At 48.3% G+C, this 24,125-nt stretch carries 15 protein-coding genes and 1 pseudogene; 12 read left to right on the top strand and 4 right to left on the bottom strand.

Annotated features, from left to right (window positions below; all coding sequences use genetic code 11):
• The first annotated feature begins 491 nt into the window (after window positions 1-491).
• Entirely contained in the window at window positions 492-5,846 is a 5,355-nt protein-coding gene (locus tag AC50Y3_RS21940) for an S-layer homology domain-containing protein (protein ID WP_494820855.1), read from the top strand.
• Between the two features lie 314 nt (window positions 5,847-6,160).
• On the top strand, window positions 6,161-7,375 hold the full coding sequence (locus AC50Y3_RS21935) for an MFS transporter (protein WP_494820854.1): 1,215 nt from the start codon (window positions 6,161-6,163) through the stop codon (window positions 7,373-7,375).
• Window positions 7,376-7,389: 14 nt separating this feature from the next.
• On the opposite strand, the gene AC50Y3_RS21930 is transcribed toward AC50Y3_RS21935, so the two are convergent.
• Window positions 7,390-7,794, bottom strand: a complete 405-nt coding sequence (locus AC50Y3_RS21930) for a DUF6691 family protein (RefSeq protein WP_494820853.1) — start codon at window positions 7,792-7,794, stop codon at window positions 7,390-7,392.
• Entirely contained in the window at window positions 7,791-8,264 is a 474-nt protein-coding gene (locus tag AC50Y3_RS21925) for a YeeE/YedE family protein (RefSeq protein ID WP_494820852.1), read from the bottom strand. The genes AC50Y3_RS21930 and AC50Y3_RS21925 overlap by 4 nt, the downstream gene beginning before the upstream one ends.
• A gap of 122 nt (window positions 8,265-8,386) precedes the next feature.
• Here AC50Y3_RS21925 and AC50Y3_RS21920 point away from each other — a divergent pair, with 122 nt between their 5' ends.
• The 3 genes from AC50Y3_RS21920 (at window position 8,387) to AC50Y3_RS21910 (ending at window position 10,403) form a co-directional block, all read left to right on the top strand.
• Complete coding sequence (locus AC50Y3_RS21920; protein WP_494820851.1) at window positions 8,387-8,992, top strand: MSMEG_1061 family FMN-dependent PPOX-type flavoprotein; 606 nt, start codon at window positions 8,387-8,389, stop codon at window positions 8,990-8,992.
• Window positions 8,993-9,069: 77 nt separating this feature from the next.
• Window positions 9,070-9,987, top strand: coding sequence for an ATP-dependent DNA ligase (locus AC50Y3_RS21915; protein WP_494820850.1), 918 nt, complete (start codon window positions 9,070-9,072; stop codon window positions 9,985-9,987).
• Window positions 9,988-10,067: 80 nt separating this feature from the next.
• Window positions 10,068-10,403 carry a hypothetical protein gene (locus AC50Y3_RS21910; RefSeq protein ID WP_494820849.1) on the top strand — a complete coding sequence of 112 codons (336 nt, stop codon included), beginning with the start codon at window positions 10,068-10,070 and terminating at the stop codon, window positions 10,401-10,403.
• A gap of 112 nt (window positions 10,404-10,515) precedes the next feature.
• On the opposite strand, the gene AC50Y3_RS21905 is transcribed toward AC50Y3_RS21910, so the two are convergent.
• Window positions 10,516-10,740 carry a hypothetical protein gene (locus AC50Y3_RS21905; RefSeq protein WP_494820848.1) on the bottom strand — a complete coding sequence of 75 codons (225 nt, stop codon included), beginning with the start codon at window positions 10,738-10,740 and terminating at the stop codon, window positions 10,516-10,518.
• A 104-nt stretch (window positions 10,741-10,844) separates the two neighbouring features.
• Entirely contained in the window at window positions 10,845-11,669 is an 825-nt protein-coding gene (locus AC50Y3_RS21900) for an RMD1 family protein (RefSeq protein WP_494820847.1), read from the bottom strand.
• Window positions 11,670-11,823: 154 nt separating this feature from the next.
• On the opposite strand from AC50Y3_RS21900, the pseudogene AC50Y3_RS21895 reads away from it, so the two are divergent.
• The 7 genes and pseudogenes from AC50Y3_RS21895 to AC50Y3_RS21865 all read left to right on the top strand — a co-directional run bounded on the left by AC50Y3_RS21895 (window position 11,824) and on the right by AC50Y3_RS21865 (window position 24,079).
• Window positions 11,824-13,092: pseudogene (locus AC50Y3_RS21895) on the top strand (FAD-binding protein).
• Window positions 13,093-13,707: 615 nt separating this feature from the next.
• The gene (locus tag AC50Y3_RS21890) at window positions 13,708-15,729 is read left to right on the top strand and encodes a GxGYxYP domain-containing protein (RefSeq protein WP_494820846.1); all 2,022 of its coding nucleotides are present in this window, start codon (window positions 13,708-13,710) and stop codon (window positions 15,727-15,729) included.
• Window positions 15,730-15,809: 80 nt separating this feature from the next.
• The gene (locus AC50Y3_RS21885) at window positions 15,810-17,006 is read left to right on the top strand and encodes a GntR family transcriptional regulator (RefSeq protein WP_494820845.1); all 1,197 of its coding nucleotides are present in this window, start codon (window positions 15,810-15,812) and stop codon (window positions 17,004-17,006) included.
• A gap of 313 nt (window positions 17,007-17,319) precedes the next feature.
• On the top strand, window positions 17,320-20,154 hold the full coding sequence (locus AC50Y3_RS21880) for a GxGYxYP domain-containing protein (protein WP_494820844.1): 2,835 nt from the start codon (window positions 17,320-17,322) through the stop codon (window positions 20,152-20,154).
• A 422-nt stretch (window positions 20,155-20,576) separates the two neighbouring features.
• On the top strand, window positions 20,577-21,755 hold the full coding sequence (locus tag AC50Y3_RS21875) for a GntR family transcriptional regulator (RefSeq protein WP_494820843.1): 1,179 nt from the start codon (window positions 20,577-20,579) through the stop codon (window positions 21,753-21,755).
• 404 nt (window positions 21,756-22,159) lie between these two features.
• Window positions 22,160-23,146, top strand: a complete 987-nt coding sequence (locus AC50Y3_RS21870; RefSeq protein ID WP_494820842.1) for a carbohydrate ABC transporter permease — start codon at window positions 22,160-22,162, stop codon at window positions 23,144-23,146.
• A 3-nt stretch (window positions 23,147-23,149) separates the two neighbouring features.
• On the top strand, window positions 23,150-24,079 hold the full coding sequence (locus tag AC50Y3_RS21865; RefSeq protein WP_494820841.1) for a carbohydrate ABC transporter permease: 930 nt from the start codon (window positions 23,150-23,152) through the stop codon (window positions 24,077-24,079).
• The last annotated feature ends 46 nt before the right edge of the window (window positions 24,080-24,125 follow it).

The raw sequence follows: 24,125 nt of genomic DNA, 5'->3' as shown, positions 1-24,125 counted from the left end.
TTCGAACGAGTTCTCCGAACTTTTTCGAAGCCTCTTTTTTGCGGTCAAAGACCGTTTGACCACATGTTGACCACAGGTGTAAAAAGAGACCTCTCTGAATCTGTTGAGAGGTCTCTTTTTCAAGTAGGGATAATTAATAACAATGCAAATAATTAATTAATAATATGATGAGCAACCTTTACAATACACCTGATTTGGATTCGCATACATATCTATTACTGTCTTAAATTTGTACATTACTATATTTTAAGGGGCGAAACCTTAATATTAATAAAAAGGATAGTAACACTATCGTTAACAGTTTAAGAGCATTGTTAAGTAGCTATATTAAACTTTTCGAGAAATGAGTAGGTAGTTTCCAGGATGCTCCTGGTTCTGCCAACCGGAGGTGAGGAGAACATAAGAGGCTAAAGAAAGATGCTGCTGCCGTTCCGTCTAAGCAAAACGTGAGATCTGATCTTATCGACATAATTGAAGGAGAAATGAAAATAATGCAAAGAAAAAAATGGTTAGCTGTGTTGCTGCTTGTAACTTCAACCGCTAACCTGATTGGCGTTAAGGCTTTCGCAGCTGAAGGTGATTCCGTTTCCGCGCAAGATCAGATTGTCCATGTCATTAGAAACGAGAAAGTTTCCTCCGGCATTAATTTTACCTCTGAAGATATCAACGATTATTATGGTACCGGTAGTCGGGTCGTTGTAAACAGACTGAACATCGATCCGTCCGATCCGCATACAAGAATTATTACTAGTAAAGCTTTCGATACCATTAATGCCGTGCAAACCGTCGGTGATATGGCATATCGGGAAATCCTGAGAGGCAACCCGGTCGTTGCGGGAATCGATGGCGATTTTTACGATATTCAAGATGCGGCCTCTGGGATTCCGGATGGTTTGATCGTGAAGGATGGCGAATTGCTTACAAGCCAAAACCAGAAAGAAGATCCTAGCAGCAGTGGCTATCGTGCAAGCTTTTATATGGACGATGCAAATAAGCCCCATATTAATCAAGTCAGCTCAAAAGGAACAATTTCTATTGGCGAAACCGCCAATTACGATGTGAACTTGTTCAATCGAAACTCGGGCTTTTTCGACAAAACTAACAACGTGGCCATCAACGCTTTGGTCATCCAAACAAGCGCCATTACAAGAACGAATAAAATGACACATGTCTATAAAGAGGACCAAGGCATTTCTGCGTATGCGCTGATCCGCGTTGATCATTTCAACGGCAAAGTATTTCCTGGACAGAAATACACGGGTACCATCGTGAATGTAACCGATACGGAAGGCTTCGATATTCCGGAAGACTGCGTCGTATTGGAAGGCTACGGGACGCAGAAGCAACTCGTCCAGTCCTTGCAAAAAGATACGAAAGTAAGCTTTCAATATGATTTATATGCAGGTAAAGATGCACAGAACAATCTGATCAAAAACAACAATATCGTGACATCGATTAGCTCTAACAAGTGGCTTGTACGCGACGGCGGAGTGCTGTTGGACGGTGATCCGGCTCCTAACGGACGTACGGCATTGGGTCTTAAGGCAGACGGAACAGTCATCGCAGTTACCGTGGACAAGCCTAGTGCCAATTATACGGACAGCACGGGTTCCAATATTCCGAACCTTGCGAAATATATGAAGGATGCGGGAGCCATCGATGCGGTGAATATGGACGGCGGCGGCTCAACCGAGATGATCATTCGCGAAGCCGGGACAGATCATCCAACCACTGTTAACCATCCTAGCGACGGCCAATCAAGGCTCGTTTCCAGTTCCTTGTTATTCGTCAGCACGGCTACGAAAGGCACGACGGTTGGCAATGTTGTCGTAGATAAGAACACGACGCTTTTGCAGGGTTCTAAATCCGACTTTTCGATCAGATTGACGGATGAATTCGGCAACCCGATTGACAAAGGCAATCGTTCCGTCAAATGGGAGACAACACTCGGAAGCATCGACGAGAACGGTCATTATATCGCGAATGCCGAAACCGGAACCGGTGAAGTAACGGCAACGGTCGACGGCGTGAAGGGCAGCGCGAAGGTGACGGTCGTGGATGCGGCTTCCGTGGCTTCTGTTGCTTTGACGAGCACCAACGTGGTTATGAACAATAACGCGAAGAAGCAGTTCGGGTTTGTAGCTTCCGATGCAACCGGCGGTCAGGTCTACATTGACCCATCCGTGGCTGCGTGGAGCCTTTCCGGCAGTATCGGTACCGTGAGCGAGAGTGGATTGGTTACTTCCAACGATAGTAACGGAACGGCAACGCTAACGGTAACGGTAGCAGGAAAAACGTTAACAACCTTAGTTACGGTCGGCATTAAAGAGCAGATGATTGACGATTTTGAGAAGTATCCGATTGAGGGCTACCATCTTAGCGGAATCGGGTACGGAAGTGTTTCCCAATATGCAGGAAGTGCCGGGAGCAGCCCGTACTTGAGCTTCTCCACGACGATTAAGCATTCGGGAAGCCGGAGCTTCAAAATGGATTATGACCTTAACAAGTGGACAAACAAAAATTCAAATGGGACATTGAACTGGATCCCGCATTGGTATACGGGCACGAAATGGCCGGATTCTCTTGCGGCGGAGATGGATACGACTTATAAGACCGATGTATATCCGAAAAAATTCGGTATTTGGGTATACGGTGACGGCAAGGCTCCGTGGTTACGGGTGTTTTTCCAAGACGGCACCGGCGCGAACAAACAGTTGGACCTCACCACGGAAAACGACGACGTCAACTGGGTAGGTTGGAAGTATATCGAACTTCCGATTCCTGAGGGCTGGAAGTTGCCGATCCGTCTTAACTATCTGTACATGGTTGAGACGCTTAAATCGAAACCGGCTTATTCCGGTTCGGTATATTTCGATGATATGAAATTCATCTATACGGACGAAGTTACGGATACAAGCGGTCCGGAGTTTACGGAAACAAGCCCATCGTCGGATGGACTATACAGTAATACCCTTGATTTCTCGACTACGGTTTCCGATAGTCTCTCTGGGGTAGATGAAAGCAAAATTACCGTTAAGGTCAATGGTTCGGCTCAAGCGTATACATTTGACAAAAATACGGGGCGTCTGTCCTTTACATTGAAAGATCTGCCAGAGGGGGACTACAACGTATATGTAGATGCCTACGATAAGGCCGGTAATCAGTCCGTACCGTATATTGACAAGACTTATCACGTGGACCTGACTCCGGATATCTTGGCTCCGACGATGACTGACGTTACACCAACGAAAGACGTCAAAATCAAAACGCCAACGCCAAGAGTTACGTTCAAGCTGCTGGATAACAAATCGCAGGTTGATCCAAAGAGCATTTCCGTTAAAATGAACGAGATGGACTTGCCGGTTTATTACGATGCGTTGACAGGATGGGGCTATGCCGAGCCGGAAAGCGATTTGGCTAACGGGAATTACACGTTAACGATCAATGCCAAAGATAAAGCCGGCAATGTAATGCCTACGTATACGGATCAGTTGGTTTTGCAAGCTATTCCTCAACCTGTTGACGGAGATAACTTCAGCATATCGATTATTCCGGATACGCACGATAGCCCATTCCAACAGAAACTGTTTGCCCGTGCGGAAGCGGACGATACGTCGCTTGTCATTCACACGGGAGATATCGTGGACGATGGATCTCAGAAGCAATATGACGACGCGGAAAATGATTTGAAAGCATTCAAAGACAAACCGTATTTCGTTTTGGCGGGGAACCATGAAGCCTTCCAGAATACGTTGGATATCTTCTATAAGAAATTCGGTTCGCCGACTCAACACTTTGATTTTGGCAATACGCTGGTTATCATGCTCAATACGGCGTATATCCAAAGCCTAACCCTGTCCGATTCGACGCAGCTCCACTGGTTGGAAGAGGTGTTAGCTAAGAACAAAAAGCCTAATGTCCTTGTGACGAGCCACGTTATTACTCGGGATTCTTTCGGCACCAAACATGAAATGGATCCGGTGGATGCAAGTAAATTAGAGTCCATATTAAGCCAATATAAAGCTCAACACCCGAGCTCGGGAGTTTACACCGTATTCGGGCACCTTCATACCCTTCAAAGCTGGGACGTTGGCGGCGTGAAGTACATTATTAACGGGAATGGCGCCAACAAAACCTACGTTACGCATGGAGAAGGAGATATACTGGGCAGCGGCACAATCTCGATTGTTAATGGCAAAATGAAATATTCGTATGATCCGCTTGTGACGAATGTCTTTGTCAAAAACGATGCGATCATTTCCGGCAAAATGAAGGCTGTCATCGGCTCCAAAGTCCAATTGGATTTGTTTGGCGACTTCAGATTGTATCCAGCCAACTACATGACTCAAATCAATAACCACAACGGTCTTGTCGGAATCGACTGGAAGTCCAGCAACGAAGCTGTCGTTTCGATTGATGAAAACGGCGTAATCAATTCTAAGGCTGCCGGAACGGCAACGATCACTGCGACTTCCGGCGGAAAAAGCAACTCTATTACGGTTGACACTGTAAGCCCGACGGAAGTAAAGCCGGTGAAGCTCGAGATGTCAGTAGCCCCTACAGCCGTGATGGGCCAGCTAGTCATTCCGACGGTCAAAGCTACAGACGCTTACGGCTCGGTTTACGCGCTCAATCTGAAAGATGTTTCCTTCAGCTTTAAAAACGGCAATGTCATCAAAACAGACGCAGGCGATCTGGTGGCGAGCAAGATCGGCGATGAAGAGATTACTGCGGAATTCGGCGGGCTGAAAGCAGTAGCCCAACTGGATGTTATTTCGCCGCCGCCTGTCAGTGGGCCAGGCCAACAACCTGTTATCCCTGATCAAGGCCAAAATATCGACATCACGAAGGATAGCGTTGTGCCGTCCAACCTCTTCGCCGAACTTGGCCAAACCAAGGACGGTACGTTGACGTTTGCGGGCAGCAACTATACGTGGACGATCCATGCGGCTGATCTAACGAATCCGACTGTCGCGGAAAAGCTCGACTTGGGCGTGAAGCTCGCTCAGCAGGCTCCCGTTGGGAAGATCGAAACGCCGGTGCAAGTGAATTCGGATAAGGTCGTGCTCGGGCTTTCGCTGAATCATAACGGTAAGCTGCCTGGTAAGATGACGCTGGACGTACCGGCAGGACTCGAACGCGCAGGTAAGAAATTGTTCTTCTATGCCGTTAAATCTTCGGAGGACGCTCCGACGCTGCTTTCCGAACTGACCGTTAACGATAAGGGACAAGTTTCGATCCCGTTCGTCTCAGCGGATTCCGCGGAATACGTGTTGACGACGCAAAAAGTCGTTGATTTCAAGGATGCGGACCATCATTGGGCGAAATCCGACATTTATTATCTTGTAGGTAAAGACATTATCAACGGCGTAAGTGAGAATCAATTCTCGCCGAATAACGAAATCTCACGAGGTGAATTTGTTAAAATCATCGCTATTGCGGCAGGGGCGGATTTGACAAAGTACACGAGCACGCCTTTCAATGACGTGAAGCCGACGGATTGGTTCTCGCCGTACGTCGCCTGGGCGCAAGCGAATAAGGTTGTATCCGGCGTAGATGCGGATTCCTTCGCGCCGAACGCCAAAATCACTAGGGAACAAATGGCGGTAATCCTCGTTCGTCTCACTGAAGTGCTCGGTTATGAGTTGAAGCAGCAAGTGGCACTGGTTCATTTTAAGGACGAGTCGAAGATTTCCTCCTTCGCTGTAGATGCCGTGAAGAAGGTACAGCAAGCCGGCATCATCCAAGGCAAGCCGAACAACCTGTTTGCGGCGAACCAAAGCGCGACCAGAGGCGAGGCGGCGAAGATGCTGACGATTCTTCTTAAGGCAATGGATAACAAGTAAGAGTACAGTATTGCGTTCGGACCGCTACCCGTTATGGGTAGCGGTTTCTATGCGCTTGGCATCCCGTCTAGCGAACCGTAGTGGCCTTATTTGACGGTTTTTCGGCAGTTGGGAGTCGATTTTCTCGAAATAAGACCCGTATGGTTCGTTAGATTTTCAGAGACCCGGAATCCAGCCCAATAAGGCCTGTATGGTTCGTTAGCATTACGCAAGACTACTTCCTTCCCAAGGAGGTAGTCTTTTTTATGAATATCGAGTACAATTCCCATGACTAGTATGGAAAAAAGCGATCTAAAAAGGGCGTGAAATGCACCGTGTTGGAAACGGAATCTACACTCCGGCAGCCTTCTTTTACGAAGTTTTGGGTATCGCGAACGTTATCCTCGACTTCCTTCCAGATGCTTTCGGTTGCGATTGGCTGGCAGATGTATGCGCTGACGCATGATGCATACAGCCTCGGGCTCGTGGGACTGGCACAGTTTCTGCCGATGATGCTGCTAACGTTGGTTGTCGGTCAAGTCGCGGATCGGTTCGACCGAAGGAAAATCGTTTTCTTGTGCCAAATTATCGAAAGTGCTATCGCAGCGCTGCTGCTTGTCGGGAACTTAGCTGGATGGTTAGGGCGAAATGAAATCCTGGTGGCTGCAGCCGTACTCGGTGCTTGCCGGGCATTCGAAGGGCCGTCGTCTTCATCGTTGCTCCCGATGCTGGTACCGAAAGAACTCATGCAGAAAGCGATTGCGTGGACAACCTCGACCGGACAAACCTCTCAGATTATAGGACCGACCCTAGGCGGTGTGCTTATTGCGGTGGGGCCGGTATTCGTCTATGTTACAGCAGCAGTTGCGCTATTCGTTGCGGGGATTCTTACTTTCCTCATCCGCATGGAGGGAGTCGTTAGGAAACCCGAGCCGGTGACGGCCAGCTCCATCTTCTCCGGCTTAGTCTTCGTCAGACGCAATCCCGTCATCTTGGGAACGATATCGCTTGACCTGTTTGCCGTTCTTCTAGGTGGCGCAACAGCGCTGCTGCCTATATTCGCGGAGGATATTTTACATACAGGTCCGCTAGGATTAGGGATAATGAGGACCGCTCCTGCTGTTGGTGCGCTGTTGATGTCCATTACACTCGTCTATTTCCCCTTGAGGAAAGCGCTCGGTCCGATTCTGTTCGGAGCACTCGGCGTTTTTGGATTAGCTACGATGCTCTTTGCGGTATCGACGAATTTGATCATCTCGCTGGTTGCCTTACTGCTTATTGGAGGTTCGGATGTCATCAGCGTGGTAATTCGTTCTTCTCTTGTGCAGCTGCAAACGCCGGATGAGATGAGGGGCCGCGTAAATGCGGTAAACTCGCTCTTCATCGGAACCTCCAATCAGCTGGGAGAGTTTGAGTCGGGCACGCTTGCCGGCATGGTTGGACCCGTTCCTGCCGCATTTATCGGAGGGATCGGAACCATCGTCGTAGCAGGCTTGTGGATGTTTCTGTTTCCGTCGCTTAGACGCCTGCGATCTTTATCTAATGAATAAGAGGCTTCTCACGGTCACGGCTTCCGATTGCTCCAAACATCCTTTAGCAATACCCCAACGAATAAGCCGGCCATTACGCTTAGGCCCAGAAGCTTTCCCGTGCCAAGCATGGCCGCCGAAACAGTGGGGCACGTTCCTGTAATCGCCCAACCCGTTCCAAACAGAGCGCCGCCCCAGATGTGATGCTTGCGGATCGGGAGTTTCGGTAGTTTAAGAGGACCACCCAGCAGCGTGCGCCATTTAAGCTTCGTTAACAGCCAGAGCAGAATCATCGATACGATGACGGACGAAGCCATGACGAGATAAATATAAGCATGCTTCATTAACAGTCCCTGATGGATGACATTGTAATCCGTAAATTGGGCCAGAGCGATTAAGAACCCAAAACATAGGCCAAATAAGAAACCCGTACGTTTCATAGAGCTCCTCCTGTTACAACATGCAAGATGAACGTTACGATTACGGCCACGCCGAAAAAAACAATTGTCGATACGATGCTGCCGGGAGATAACGTGGCTGTTCCACATAAGCCATGTCCGGATGTACATCCGCCTGCAGATCTGGCTCCGATCCCCATAAGCAGGCCGCCACTGAACAAAATAAGGATAAGAGCCTGTATCGGGAGCGATTCTCCCATTTTCCCGTAGTAGGAGGCAGGGCCCAAATCTCCACCCATCAAAGCTGCAGCTGCACCGCCCATCATAACGCCTAACAAGTACCATAGCCGCCATGCCTCTTTCATTGGGCGACCCAGGATCATGTCCGTAAGTTGAGCGTAAAATCCAGTTGCACCGAGTGGCTTATTTGATACCGCATACATGGCCGCCACCGTAATTCCAAATAAAGGGCCTAGGATGTACCACTCCGGATGGTTTAGAAATAAGGTCACGTATAAAACCCCCGATTCAACGTATTAATCCAGTGTATGCACTGAAAGGATAAGGCAATGCGGAGTAAGCTGTTTTTCGTGTACAATGAATACTAAGATTCTATATAGGAAGGAAATCATATATGAGTTATAACTATCAAGAAGACGAAATTATTGATTCCATTGAGCGATTGCGAGAGTTAGTCGGCGTTCCGCACGAGGCCGTTGTGAAGAAAACCATCGATCATATCGATGATCATGTCCGTGCCTATTTAGCAAAATGTCCGCTGTTCTTTCTATCAACCGCGAATGCCAAAGGCCAATGCGATGTATCGCCGCGCGGCGACCAGCCTGGGTTTGTGAAGGTATTGGATGACCATACATTAGCGTTTCCTGAGCGAATGGGAAACAGGCGCGTTGATTCGATGATGAATCTGCTGGAAAATCCGCGGCTCGGCATGATCTTCATTTTGCCTGGGATGAATGAGGTGCTCCGCATTAACGGAACTGCGCGAATGGTCTTTAACGAGACCTTGCAGCAGAGCATGGCACTGAATGGCAGACCTCCGCAATTCGCAGTTAAGGTAACCGTCGAGGAATGTTTCATTCATTGCCCGCGTGCGCTGAATACGTCGAGTGTATGGAAAACGGAATCGTGGCTGGAACGTGAGCAGTTCCCTGATATACAGCGGATATTCGAGGATCATATTACGAAGAACGGTTATGTAATAGAGAAGGACGAGAAGTAAAAGCAGGATATGAAGCCAGCTGGTTTGCGCTCTTTTATATGGGAGACACTAGAGTATAGGGGGAGGGATTCCAGCCTATGCTCTTTTCTGCATTAAAGCCCATGATTGTGAGCGTTGGAAAAGAAGCCTTCGACGATGAAGGCTATATTTTCGAGCCTAAATATGACGGTTGGCGTATGCTCATTCACAAGCAAAACGAACGTATTGAAGCCTACACGCGTTACGGAGTTCTTGTTACAGCCAAGTTCCCCGAATTGAAAGAAGCGGCCGCCGCGATCAAGGCCAAGTCGGCTATTTTGGATTGTGAAGGCATCTGTATGCGCGGGGGCCGGCCTGTGTTCGATGATTTTTTGCATCGCGGAAGACTAAGCCACTCTTCAAGAATTGCCCAAGCGACGCTCACTCATCCGGTAACCTTCGTGGCATTCGATATTTTATATACCGATCAAGAGCATATACATGAGCCATTGATGCACAGGAAGGAGCGTTTGGCCGAGGTGGTTTCCGATTCACCGGCTCTCACCAAAACCATGTTTATCGACGGGATGGGCAAAGCGCTATTCGCGATGACGAAGGAGAAAGGCTTGGAAGGTATTGTCGCGAAGCGGAAGGTCTCGAGCTATCAATTGAACCGGACATCGCCGGATTGGCTGAAAATCAAGCATTTCAAATCCATTGACACGGTCATTCTAGGCTATCGGACAGAACCATTCGCGCTAGTCCTCGGACTTCACTTTCGGACGATAAGAAACAAGCCGATAGGATCCGTTGAAGAGGGCATCAAGCCTGAAGAAAAGCAAGCTTTCTTGGCGATCGCAGAGCAGCTCCAGCAGCTCCATACCTCCGAGGATCAGAAAACAAAGTGGATCGAGCCGCGCCTGTGCTGCCGTATCGAGTACCAGGAGCGGACGGATATGCATCAGCTTAGTGTTACGATTTTCAGAGGATTCTTGCCCAATAAACGACCGGAGGATTGTGTCTGGGATTATGGGTAAGAAGTAAGAGAGTAGTCTTCTTCTGATCATTTGGGATATAATGGGTTGTAAAAAATCCAGTAGGGGGCTCAAGTGAGACAATGACAGATTTACTAAAGCTTTTCGGATGGCTATCGCTCGTAGGAGGGCTAATTATCGGTATTGTTGCAGGTAATGCAGACAATCCGCTCGTTGACTATGAACAGTCCTTTCGCTGGTTGGTAGCCATGTACTGGATCATTGGCGGAATAACGGCTTCCGTTGTTTTCTTCGCGGCCGGCAAAGTTATTGAACTTCTTGAAATCATTGCCCACAACAGCGGTGAAGTGGCGAAATATTCAATTCCAGCTGAGCATGTTAAACCGGCTTTGGGCACTTCAAAGATGAAGAGCCTGGATAAAATGAAAGACGATTATAAATTCAAATCGTTAGATTGATGCTGCGAATCGGATCGAGCTTCGTCCTGTTGATGGAGAACTGAAACAAAGAAGACTACTTCCTGATCTGGGAGGTAGTCTTCTTTGTTTCGAAATGAACTGTAGGATATTTTCAGGTTACAACGGTCGGCGTCTTCCTATGCACCTTGATAAACCAATTGGCTTTCTCCTCTTTCGGTTTGCAGAAGCCGCCCGTCATCTCTATGACTCGACCTGCTGCACGCAGCTGCTGATCGGTGCTTAACCAGGGGTAATCATGGGAATAATCATATTCTACTTCTTGGATGAAGCCTAAAAAGAATTTGCAGAGGTGATCTTGTTCGATGTATGCGAGCACTTTTGTAACATCCGAATAAAACAGCTCATCACTCGTGGAGTCTATTCAATTATATGCTGTAATCTAGTTGCTTGGGTATTATTGCTTTAGCGCTTCGTTCTAAATCAAGCAATCTTAAATATCGAAAGCGCAACCTCAATAACGATGAGAATCACGACGACCCACTCTACGAATAGCCCTCTAATGGAGTGGCTGATGGTCGAGAAACCCTCCATGATGTTGTATAACACGTCCGTTTTGCTTTTTAATATTTTGTACCGATCATTTAATTCGAAAAACTCCAGCATTTTATCGTAAAATTCGCCGGCTGTGCTGCTTGTCCAAGTAATATCAGGCTTATCCAAAATCATGATATACCCAAGGGTGTTATACTCATGCCGAATGATGGTTGCCATCGTCCGTGCGAGCTCCTTATTGCCGATTCTGAGTTTGCCCTTTTCCAATCGGTCGATCATGGTTTCGAGCTTGTCGTGGATCTTCCCGAGCTGCTCTTCTATTTTCTCCAGCGCTACCGATTTGGCTAGTATAGTGGATATTAACTCAGGGTAGAAAAGCTCATACTGGGGAACGACAACATATTCATCGGTAAGCACCATATTCTCAGCTTCCGCGGTATGAAGACTATAATCATCGGTGTAGCTGTCTGTGGCATCAAGGTCAATATTCGGCTCGAAAGAACGGATGAAGGTGAAAAAACGGAGTATCTCATCGCGGTGCTGGTGATTAATAAAAACGACGCTGCCAAAGGAGAAAACGAGCACCTGCTGCGAGGCATCGACTTGGCGCTGGAGAATCGATTCCAAGATGCTGTCTCTCAGGATTAGCGGTTCTTCCCATGTGTATTTCTTAGGAATGCCGCATCGGATGGCTATTTTGTTCAAATCAATTTCATTCGTAATTGCAAATGCTCGAAATGAAATCTCTTTCATAGGCTCGCCACCTTATAGGAATCTAGTTCATTTTATGCTACGGAACGAAGCATTAGAAGAAAGGGAAAAGGAGGAGGTTGCAGGGATATCTCCAACCGAGGGCGAAGCAAGTAATAACACTAACGATACGTAGTTCAGGAAGGGATGTCTTACTGTGGAAAATAATCGTAACTGGGCAGGGAATTACAGGTACAACGCCTCGGAGTTCCATGCGCCTGAGAATGTAGAAGAAGTACAAGCGTTGGTCGCTCGCAGCAATCGAATCAAGGTACTTGGCACACGGCATTCGTTCAATGGCATCGCCGACTCTATTGGAGTTCACCTCTCGCTCCAGAAACTGAACCGCATAATAACATTAGATCGCACCAACAATCGAGTGACGGTGGAAGCTGGAATCCGCTACGGTGAGCTTTGTCACTATCTCCATAACAACGGCTATGCGCTGCATAACCTGGCCTCGCTGCCGCATATTTCAGTAGGAGGTGCGGTAGCGACAGCGACGCATGGTTCAGGGGATTTGAATGGCAACCTCGCTACGGTGGTCCATTCCCTTTAGGTTGTTAAAGCGGATGGAGAGACAATTGTGTGCTCTCGCGATCAAAATGATGGCGTATTTGCCGGTGTAGTCGTGGGACTAGGAGCATTAGGCGTAGTTACGAAACTCACGCTAGACGTCGTTCCAGCCTTCCAAATGAACCAGTATATCTATGAAAACTTGCCGCTAACGCAGCTGGAAGACCAGTTTGACGCAATCTTCTCCAGTGCTTATAGCGTAAGTTTGTTTACGGATTGGAAGTCATCTTTGTTTAATCAGGTGTGGCGGAAGAATCAGCTAACAGATGCTACCGTGGAGAGTCTGGTAGCGTCTGAGTTTTACGGCGCGACACTAGCACCTTCGAATCGGCACCCGGTACCGGGCGTTTCTCCGGAGAATTGCAGTGAACAGATGGGAATCGCAGGACCTTGGTATGAGCGTTTACCGCATTTTCGCATGGACTTTACCCCGAGTGCGGGGGAGGAGCTGCAAAGCGAGTATTTCGTGCCGCGCCAAGACGCTTATTCGGCTTTGTGTGCGATTAACCGCCTGCGTGATCAGATATCGCCGCTCCTTCATGTATCGGAGATCCGCACCATTGCCGCAGATCATCTGTGGATGAGCCCTTGTTACAAGCAGGAGATGGTAGCGATCCATTTTACATGGAAAGATAATTGGGCTGCTGTTCAACAATTGCTGCCTGTTATCGAAGAGCAGCTTGAGCCATTCCATGCTCGTCCTCACTGGGGGAAGTTATTCACCATGTCACCGGCCCGGGTACAATCGCACTACGAGAAGTTACCCGACTTTCAGCAGCTGATTCGTCGCTATGATCCGGAAGGTAAGTTTGGCAATGATTTTATCAATCAATATATATTGGGGACTTAACGCAAATTGTTCCTATTGATCGTAAATGTGAAGCTGCCGGCTTAGTCGGCGGCTTTTTCGTTGTTTCCGGCACGCGATGGTAGTTACGGAATGTGCTAACGAATCGTACAGGCCTTATTTGACGGTTTTTAGGTGTATTGGTGCTGATTCTCCCACAATAAGACCTCTACGGTTCGTTAGAATCTCAGAGCCCCGATATTCGGCAGAATAAGGCCTCTACGATTCGTTAGATTTTTGCGGCAAGAGAGACGCCAGTTCTGGCATGTGGCAGGGTCGTGAGGGAGTTGCGGCATACGGAATGCGGAATGCGAGATGTAAGCTTTGACGTGACGTGGGGATGATGCGGAACGCGAGATGTGAGCTGTGGCGTGACGTGGGGATGATACGGAACGCGAGATGTAAGCTGTGGCGTGGCGTGGGGATGATGCGGAACGCGAGATGTGAGCTGTGACGTGGCGCAGGAAGAGGAATGCGGCACGTGGTAGGCGAATGTTCGGCTCGGTGAGATCTTTTTTCATTCTAGATATTATTTGTTATATATATTATAGTAAATATTAAGAACTTTGACATCATGGGACGATTCATCAACCATTCACCTAAATAGGAGGAGATCCATTGAAAGGCAGATTCATTCTACTCGGTTCCTTAGTTGTCGTAGCCGCTGCAGCCGTCACCACTTATTTTGCCTGGCCTGATAAAGAGGAGGGGGTCCATTGGCCGAAGGGGCAGGCGTTGCCTTCGTTCGAGGAGCCGGCTTCGACGCTCGATCTGATGTACACCACAGATAACTTCTACTACCAGGCGGAAGATGCCTCGTTAGTCCATAAAACCGGCAAAGCGGACGGGGATGGCTGGCTCGCCACAGCTGGCAGCGATGCGCCGAATGTTCCCATGCTGGACGTTACGAATCAAACGAACATTCCGCCCGGTGAGAATAAGGCGATCGTAAACTTGCAGGTAGACAACTTTGCGAATGAGAACGGGGTTGTGGCGAAACTGGAAGTGCTCGATCAAGAAGCGGGTACGAGTCTTGCTTCGCTGGAGATAACGAACTGGGATTTCAAGCTGCCGAATGCATCCCAGAGCTTCGAGCTTCCTTTTACCGTCCCGGATAATGGGCATGCACTGGAGTTTCGGGTGTTATGGACCGGCAAATCCACTGTAAAGCTGTTCGACATCGGTATCTCCTGGGCGCTTCGCAAGGATGAGAACCTCGTGTTCACTTCCCTGAAAGGCGTGGTCAATAAAACCAAACCTCGCTTGTACGCCTTCACGGATAATGTGAATGGCAGCACAGGAACATCATGGCTAACCTCGCTCGGACTTGCATATAAAGAAGAGAAGGATAACTGGAAGCTGCTGGACAAATATCGCTCGGAGGTAAGCGGCATTGTGGTGTACGATGACAGCCAGCCGGATACCGTCAATCTGGCAACGACAATTGCCGGCCTGAAGGACGGAATTGTTGCACCTCCGGCACTAGTGGAGAAGCTGACCGGAGCTCCGTACAACCTGCCTATACTGGAGGATCTGCGCGGTGATTTCACATCAAAGCTGGATGTATACGAATATATGCTCGAGCACTATTGGCCCAAGGTTACGCACCGCGTGATCATCGGTCTAGATCCTTCGCTCAAGTCCTATCTCAGAGATTATGCGATGAATCTCACGGCCGCTGTCGTCTGGCTTAATCCGAAAGAGCCGAAGGAAAGCGAGCTGCTGGATAAATTTCTGAAGGATATGCCATACGGAAGCGGGCTCTATATGGGGTGGTGGCCGGATGAAGGCGAAGGGGTGAAGAAAACGTCTGACTTCGGATTAGCTACGGTTGCGAGCGACTACTCATCCAACTTAAGCGTATTTAGCGGAATCTCGCGCGAGATCACCGTGCCTGAACTGCCGAAGAAACCGCCACTGGAAAATAAAATCTACGTGTCGTTCATCCTGAGCGATGGCGACAATTTGCAGTACATGGAGCATTCGTTCAAAAGATTCTGGGATACGCCTGACCGCGGCGAAGTTCCGCTTGGCTGGACGGTTTCGCCGCTGATGGTGGATACGATGCCCGGCATCCTAAATTACTTGTACAAAACAGCAACGCCTAACGATGCGTTGATTTCGGGTCCGTCGGGAATGGGCTATACGTATCCGAACTTCTGGCAGGACGGAAATGGACTCGACAACTTCGTCACGCGTACGAATGACTACATGTCTCGAGCAGGACTGAGGGTGTTGACCATTTGGAACTACGTCAAAGGCGAGATTACGCCGGAGGCTGCGAATCATTTTGCCGAACATGCACCTTCGCTGCTTGGTTTTACCTCCCAGTTCGGTACGGGCAAGATCGAAGTTTATAAGAATGAGCTTCCCGGACAAGAGCTGAACGTCTCCTATGGCAGTGCGGAAAGCGACCTGACCAATGGAATTGAGGCAGCCGTTAAGAAATGGGATGGTAAATCTCCTGCTTTCGTAGCCATTCAAGCGAACCCCTGGCAGGTTTCTTATCAGAATTTCGTGAATGCAAGGGATCAATACTTGTCGAATAAGGATGTCGTTTTTGTACGTCCGGACACGTATTTCCAGCTGGTTCGTGAAAGCAAAGGGTTGCCGATTGAGCCTAATTCATCGTCTAAATAAGTCATTGACAATATATGATATATCAAAGTATTGTATTTATTATATTAAATGAGTTATTAACTATGGGTTGGGAGTCCTGAATGATGCAGAAAGAGCGGCAGCCGCTATATCTCCAAGTGCAGGAGCATTTCAAGAAGCTGATCGGTTCCGGTGCGCTGGCGATCGACGAGAGGATCCCTTCGGAGAAGGAATTGATGGTCGATTTCAATGTGAGCCGGATCACAGTTGCCAATGCATTAACCCAGCTAGCCAAGGAAGGTTGGATTTATCGGATTCCGGGCAGGGGCAGCTTTGTTAGCAAGGATATGCCTTTCGTTCCCGATGTGCCTTCGCAACAACCTGAGAGTGCGCCGGCGTTAAATGAGATCGTGCGTGAGAAGCAGGAAATCACGCAGCGTGAGCGTCCGGCTGGCAAAAGAATGATCGGATTTATCATCCCAACGCTGGATGATTATTTTGCCCTCCGTTTGATTGAAGGCATGAACAAGATTATGAGGCACAGCGACTATTACCTAGCGGTCATCTTGACGAATCATTCCAACGAGTTCGAGAAGGAAGCGATTGTTCAGCTGCTGCAGAAGGATGTAGCGGGCTTGATCATCTTCCCGATTGATGCCGAGACGTATAACGAGGAGATCCTGTCGCTCAAAATGAATCATTTCCCATTCGTGCTCATTGATCGTTATTTACCGGGGGTGGAAACGCATTTCGTATGCTCGGACAGCAGGCTGGGCGCGCAATTGGCGGTCTCTCATCTATGGGAGCTGGGCCACCGGAATATTGCGATCTGCTCGGACTCACCGCTTCCGACGGTTACGGTTGAAGAGCGGATTGCCGGATACGTTGAGGCTCTCAAGCAAAGAGGAGCGATGATCGATCCGGCGCTCATTCTGACTGAGCTTGTGGTCGATTATGATCACAAGGACGATGCGCATGCACTGGCTCACTGCCTTAAGAACGGCCATGCAACAGCTTATATTACGCTGAATGCGAAGCTCGCGCTCTACATCTCCGGGCTGGCCCGCAGTATGAAGCTGGATGTTCCGGGACAATTGTCGATCTTGTCATTCGATGATCCGTCTTCAGAGGTGGACAGCCAGGAATGGTATACGCATATCGCGCAATCGGAAGAGGAAATCGGAAGCCGCGCGGCTGGGATATTAACCGATTTGCTGGACCGTCCGGGTGAAGAAGAAGGATACCACAAAATCGTTCTCGAACCAAAGCTGGTCGTCGGTCAGTCGACTGGACCTGTCATGCAATACGCAAAGAAGTAGTCTGCATCTGCACGCAAGGAAGGCTGCTTCCTCCACATAGGAGGAGGCAGCTTTTTTGACGTTGTTTTTCCATTAAACGACAAGGTTCGATCGCGTCACAAACAAGCTGTTTTTTATGTAATTTCTGTCAATAAAACATATTGTTATTATAAGATATATACGATATATTTAATTTACATTGTAAGCACTTACAGCATAGAGAAGTGGAAATAATCCCGAGGCAAAGGAGGATACAAGTTATATCGAGTGTAGAATTACGCGCATAGCCGGCATTCATTTAGATTCCAAATTATGATCGTATTGGAGGATGAAAATGAGAGTTAAGAAATGGATTGGTTTAGGACTGGCAGCCGTTATCATTGCATCGGCATCACCGCTGCCGATACTCCCGACTTCACCTGCAGCAGCAGCTGGGCTTACTTGGCCGTCGGGTCAAGTGCTTCCTTCCTTCTCGGCACCTGCCGCAACGCTTGATCTGATCGACGTCAGAACAGAGGATGTCGAATATAAATATGAAGGGGAGGGTGCAGCGGTTGGACATGCCACAGGTCACTTGGACGGAGATGGCTGGCTGGCACAAACCTCAATCGATGCGCCGAATCTCAACATGATAACCGGTCCGAATGTGACTACCATCCCTACGGGAAGCTTCAGCGCCTTCTATGATTTGAAGATCGATAATAACACGGCGAATGATGATGTCATGGTAACCGTTGATGTCAGAGACAGCACAAGCGGTGTCGTATTGGCGAGCAGAAGCATTACGCGGAAAGAATGGAGGCAGGCCTCCGTCTATGAGCGGTTTGAGGTTCCATTCAAGAATGCGACCGCTGGGCATGCGCTGGAATTCAGGGTGTTCTGGCACGGTGGCGCGTATATGAAGGTTAATGATGTAGGCGCAAGACCGCTGATTAAAGAAGAAGAAGCGGTGTTGTTCACGACGCTCAAAGGGCTCGTCAACAAAACGCAGCCTCGAATATATACATTCGATAACGCGGTAAACAACGAGGAAGGCAAGTACAACTGGCCAAACTCCTTGGGACTCGGTTATGCCGATGTGGCAGATAAATATTCGCTTATTACCAAATACAGAAGTGAAATTAGCGGGATCGTCGTGTATGACGATGCGCTTCCGGATACCGTCAACTTGGCGACTACGATCGCATCGCTAAGCGGCGGAATAGTAGCATCGCCAAGCATGGTTGCGAAGCTCACCGCTGCGCCGTACAATCTGCCGATTCTTAATGATTTGCGCGGCGATTTCACAACTAAACTGCAAGTCTATCAATACTTGTATACGAATTACTGGTCATTGGTCACGCATAAGCTGATTGTCGGATTGAATCCGGGTATCAAAGGTTTTCTGCGCGATTACGCGACTGCGGTAGGGGCGGCTACTATTTGGCTGAACCCGGCAATTGCCGCCGAGAATACACTGCTTCGCCAATTCCTGGCCGACATGCCATATGGCAGCGGGATCTACATGGGCTGGTGGCCGGATGAGGGCTTGGGCATTCAGACCGTGTCCGAGTATGGCGTGTCGACGATTGCCAGCGATTTTGCATCCAATTTAACTGTGTTCGGCGGTACATCCAGAACGGTCAATGTGAAGGGCACGCCCAATAAGCCGCCGCTGGAGAACAAAATCTATATTTCCCTCATCTTGAGCGATGGCGATAACATTCAATATTTGGAGCACCGCTTCAAAACATTCTGGGATCATCCGCAAAGAGGTACAGTGCCTCTGGGGTGGACCGTATCCCCGGCGATGCTGGACGCTATGCCCGGCGTGCTGAACTACCTGTACAATACGGCGACGCCGAATGACGAATTGATTTCCGGTCCGACGGGAATCGGCTATACGTACCCGAATTACTGGGGCAACCAGACGTACCTGAACAACTATGTGGCGCTCACAAACGATTATATGAACCGGGCGGGCCTCAGGGTTCTTACGGTCTGGAATCAAATCAATGGCGCGACGAACGCAAACGTAGGAAACAGCTTTGCTCAATATGCCCCTTCCCTGTACGGATTGACGGCTCAGAACGCGGGTGGAGCGATCTCGGTGTATGATAATACGCTGCCAAGCCAAGGGCTGAACGCGACGTATTGCTACTCGGAGGCGTCCATTATTTCCGAAATCAATGGGGCCATCTCAGGCTGGAACGGAACGTCGCCTCGCTTCGTTACCATTCAGTCGAATCCGTGGGAAGGCATCACGTACCAGAGCTTTATCAATGCCGTCAACAATTTCAGCAGCAACAGCAACATCGTATTCGTCAGACCGGACACGTACTTCCAGCTCATGCGGGAAAATAATCAGCTGCCAATCGATCCGGCTACAGTTGTGAAGAAGTATGAAGCTGAATCTGCGTTCTCGCACACGGTTGGCCGTGCGAACGAGAATGGCTGGAGTGCAAACGTCGCTCAGGATAATGCCGGCTTCATGATGTGGGGACCGTATGACAATACCCTTCCGGTCGGTCAATTGACAGCATCGTTCAAGATGAAGATCGATTCCATTACCGGTGTCAACGATAATGTCGTTACGTTGGATGTACGGGATAATTCGACCGGACAGAGTCTCGCCGTCCTCGATGTGTACCGGAATCAATTCAAAGCGAACAATACGTATCAGGATTTCAGTTTGAGCTTTACCAATCCAACGGGAAGTGCGCTGGAATTCAGGGTGAATTACAAAGATAAAGCCGCAATCAACGTCGATAAGGTAGCCGTTACAACTAGACTTGGCAACTATGAAGCGGAAGGTACCGTATTAGGTCATGGTCTCGGACGCGTAAACGGAGATGGCTGGCAGGCGACTCCGTCGCTGGATAACGGCGGACATATGGTTTACGGTCCATATGACACCCAAGTGCCGATCGGTAATCGTAAAATCACATTCCGCCTCAAAGTGGACAACAACACGCTGGACAACTTGAATGTCGCCAAAATCGATGTTTGGGACGCACAAGCGGGTGCTGTTGTGGCACAGGCAGATATTACGAGGCAGCAGTTTACGGCGGCTAACACGTATCAGGATTTCAACCTGACATTTAATCAAACGCTTAATCGTAAACTGGAGTACCGCGTGTACTTCTATGATGTAGCTACGATAACGGCAGATCGGATTACGATCAATTAGTGAGCGATAGCGGTTAGCAAGCAGGAAGGCTGCTCTGGTTAAGGCCGACTGCTAATAAGGAGAGGAGCGCAATCTTGCGCTCCTTCCTTGTGTATAAAGAAAGAAACCCACGGTGATTAAACCGCACGGGTTTCTTTTTGTTTTTCTAAGTGTGTTAGGAAGAAATGGAGTGAGAGGCTCTTTTTCTCGCATTTATTATTCTGCTTTCGCGTTCAATTCCACAAGTTGACATGATTGTTATATCTTTAATGCGTCAATTTTATAGAACGAATAACTTTTTTGTTCACAAATGTTTGATTATGGATGATGTGCGATTTTTTATTAGAGGGCCATGTTAGGTTGCTTTATAATCGAGAATGTTTATGATATATTTGATATAAAGGTACGTGCGGTGAAATTAATAGATAATGGGGGATTGGCTCATGAGTCAGGATAGAGAGCCTCTATATATTCAGATTCAAAATTATTTTAAGGACCTGATTATAAGCAGGAAACTGGTAGAGGATGATAAAATTCCGACAGAGAAGGACCTAATGGATCAGTTCGAGGTCAGTCGGATCACGGTTGTTAATGCATTAGCGGAGCTGGCGAAGGACGGCTGGATCTATCGGATACCGGGTAGAGGCAGCTTTATCAAAGGGATTCCGGAAACATACATCGCGACAGGCACAATTATTGAAACGCCTATGCCAGAGCGCGCGACATATCGGGCGAAGATCGGTTTGGTTTTTCCGTTCATCGGCGATTACTTCGCGATCCGGCTGCTTCATGGGATAACGGAAATGCTGGAGGCAAGCAAGTATTCCGTGGTGGTCATGTTCACTTACAACTCCAAGGAAATGGAGAAAGAAGTCATTCGTGAACTGAAGAATAACGTTGACGGCTTGATTATTTTTCCGGTGGATGCCGAGGTGTACAATGAAGAAATTATCGCGCTCAAGATGCAAAATTATCCGTTCGTGCTTATTGATCGTCATCTGCCGGGCGTAGAAACGAATGTCGTATCCTCGGATAGTGTCCAAGCTTCCATATTGGCGGTTGATCATCTATGGAGTCTCGGCCACCGGAATATTGCGATCTGTTCGGACTCGCCGCTAATGACAGTATCGGTGGAGGAACGGATTCAAGGCTACAATGAAGCGCTGAAGCAGAAAGGCGCATTGATTAATCCGGCGCTGATTCTGACCGATTTCCTTGTGAATGCAAAGCAAGAGAGCGTAAATACGCTATTCACCACATCGAGCGAGAATCAAACCATATTGAATCAGGAACACCCGCTGTACCGCTTCATTAAGAACCGGATGGCGACGGCCTACATTGCGCTGAACTGCGCGCTCGGCGTCCACATCTTGTCGATTGCCAAGCAAGTCGGACTGCGCGTGCCGGAGGATATCTCCATTATTACCTTCGATAACCCGAGCCCGCTGCTGGAGGAATTCAGCCTGCTGACGCACATCGACCAGTCCGAGCAAGAGATCGGCAGAGAAGCCGCCCGCTTGTTGTTGCAAGTGATAGACAATAGAGGCAAACAGCCAAGCTACAAGAAGATAAACCTACAGCCAAGTCTTGTCATTCGCAAAACAACAGGTCAGTTAAACTAACCGGACACCAGGACACAAATGAAGGACCGATAGCGCTGTGGAGGTACCATTCACAGCGCTATCGGTTTTTTTTATAAAATTTTATTTGACTATAATGATATAATTAATATAATTTATATTATAGTGGTTAATATAGGGAATGTTACGTATGAGACGAGGGGGGACGGGGATGGTAGCCGGGAAGTCATCTCGCCGCATTTATGCCGCATGTATTGCAATTGCTGGCCACGTTAATTGATAAAGCAAAGCAGATCGGATTGAAACAAATTCAAGATGTAAGTAAAAATAACAGCGCTTCCACGGCTGTACGGTTGTGAACGTGCATCCTTTGAAGAGTTATTCCAGCGAGTAAACCGTGATTTGAAACGAGAAGGCAACTAATCCGGCATGGGAGGCGTGTGAATATGGAGAAGGGCAATTTAACTGTGAGTGCTCAAGCTTCGCTGCATAGCAGCGTTAATGCGAGCAGTCAGTCTTCACTGAAGAAATTCACCAAGAAACATCGAGACGCGATCATTGCAACCGTTATTTTAGGACCTATGATTTTGTGGTGGCTTGTGCTATCTGGTTTTCCGATTTTATTCGGCTTTATGCTTGGATTCTTCGAATGGATTGGGATTACAGGCAGTCCGAAGTTTGTTGGGTTAGATAACTACGTTAGGTTCTTCCAGGATCCGCAGTATTACAATGCGCTCTGGAGATCGATATGGATGGGCGGCTTGGTGACGGTCGTTACTTTAATGGCTGGCTTTGGCGCAGCCTTGCTAATGAATATGCCCTTATTCGGCAAAGGGGTATACCGCTCTATCTGGTACATTCCGGCCGTCACCTCGGCCGTTGCAACGACCCAAATATTCAACCTACTTCTGGATACGAATAACGGGGTCATTAATAACTTCTTGAAATCGATCGGCAAGGAACCGATCGTATGGCAGTATTCCGTTTTCTGGGGCGTGTTCTGGATCGTGGTTTACTCCGTGTGGAAAGGCGTGGGCGGAGCTGCGCTTATCTGGCTGGCCGGGCTTCAATCCGTAGATCCGACATTGTACGAAGCAGCGGAAATCGACGGTGCCGGCCGGTGGGGGAAATTGGTGAATGTCACCTTGCCCGGTTTGAAACCAATTGCAACTTATATCATTATCACAAGTTTGATCGGTGCGATTCAAATTTACGAGCAGGTCTTGTTTATGACAAATGGCGGTCCATACGGACAGACGGAAGTGCTCGTGTTCCGTATTTATCGGGATGCTTTCTGGGATTTCAACATGGGGATGGCAGGAGCCTCGTCGCTTGTTATGGCAGTCGTTGTATTCGCGGTGACGGTGCTTTACTACCGCTGGTCCACGAATGCGGACAGAAGTAATACAATCCCGTTGAAAAGGAGGAAATAAACTATGGCAGCAACAGCAGGATTTCGTAAACAAGTCGCCGTGCAATTAAAGCCAACCCATTTATTCGCACATATCGTATTGTTCGGTGTCGGCCTCGTATTGTTATATCCTTTAGTATTTATGATATTAGCGGGTTTCTTCTCAAGGACGGAATTCACATCATCCGTACTAGGACTGCTCCCGATTCCGAAAGAACCGACGCTGCGAAACTACTTGGTGCTGTTCTATGGATCTACTGAGGCGGGCGTGCAGAAATATTTCCTCAATTCCTCCATCCGTACGGTCTACAACACGTTCTGGGCGCTGTTGACCTCTTTCTTAGCGGGTTATGTATTCGCGAGGCTGAAGTTTAAAGGGAAAGACCAGTTATTCTTGTTCTTGCTCGGCACGCAAATGATCCCGGGTACGATCGCATTAATTCCTACTTATCTGGAGTATGCGAGATTTCCGTTTGCCGGTGGCAATCACATCTTTAATGGCGGTACGGGTATTCTGGACACGTGGTGGGTGTATCTCATCGGTGGGCCAAGCATTAATATCATGGGTGCATTCCTAGTGAAACAGTCCATTGAGAAGATCCCATTCGAATTGGATGAAGCGGCAAAGGTGGACGGTGCGAGTACGATCCGGATTATTTTCCAGCTCTTATTGCCGCTCCAGCTGCCGATTATGGCATATATAGCAATTACGACAGCGCTTGGCACATGGAATGACTTTGCTACGCCGTTCTTCTATACATCAACAGACTCCCTGCAGACACTTCCTGCCGCGATTACGAGGCTGTCGTCAGCTGCAGCCGGCCCTGGCGGAATACCGAACTGGCCGCTCATTATTACACTCGGGCTTGGCGCTACCATTCCTGCGCTATTGATGTTCTTCTTCTTCCAGAAATACATTGTGCAAGGCTTGGCGAACACAGGAATAAAGGGTTAAAATATTTCTAAATAACATATTGAATATATTATATTAGTATGTTATA

Source organism: Paenibacillus sp. J22R98, from assembly GCF_059383835.1.
This window is presented reverse-complemented; position numbering and strand designations above follow the sequence as displayed.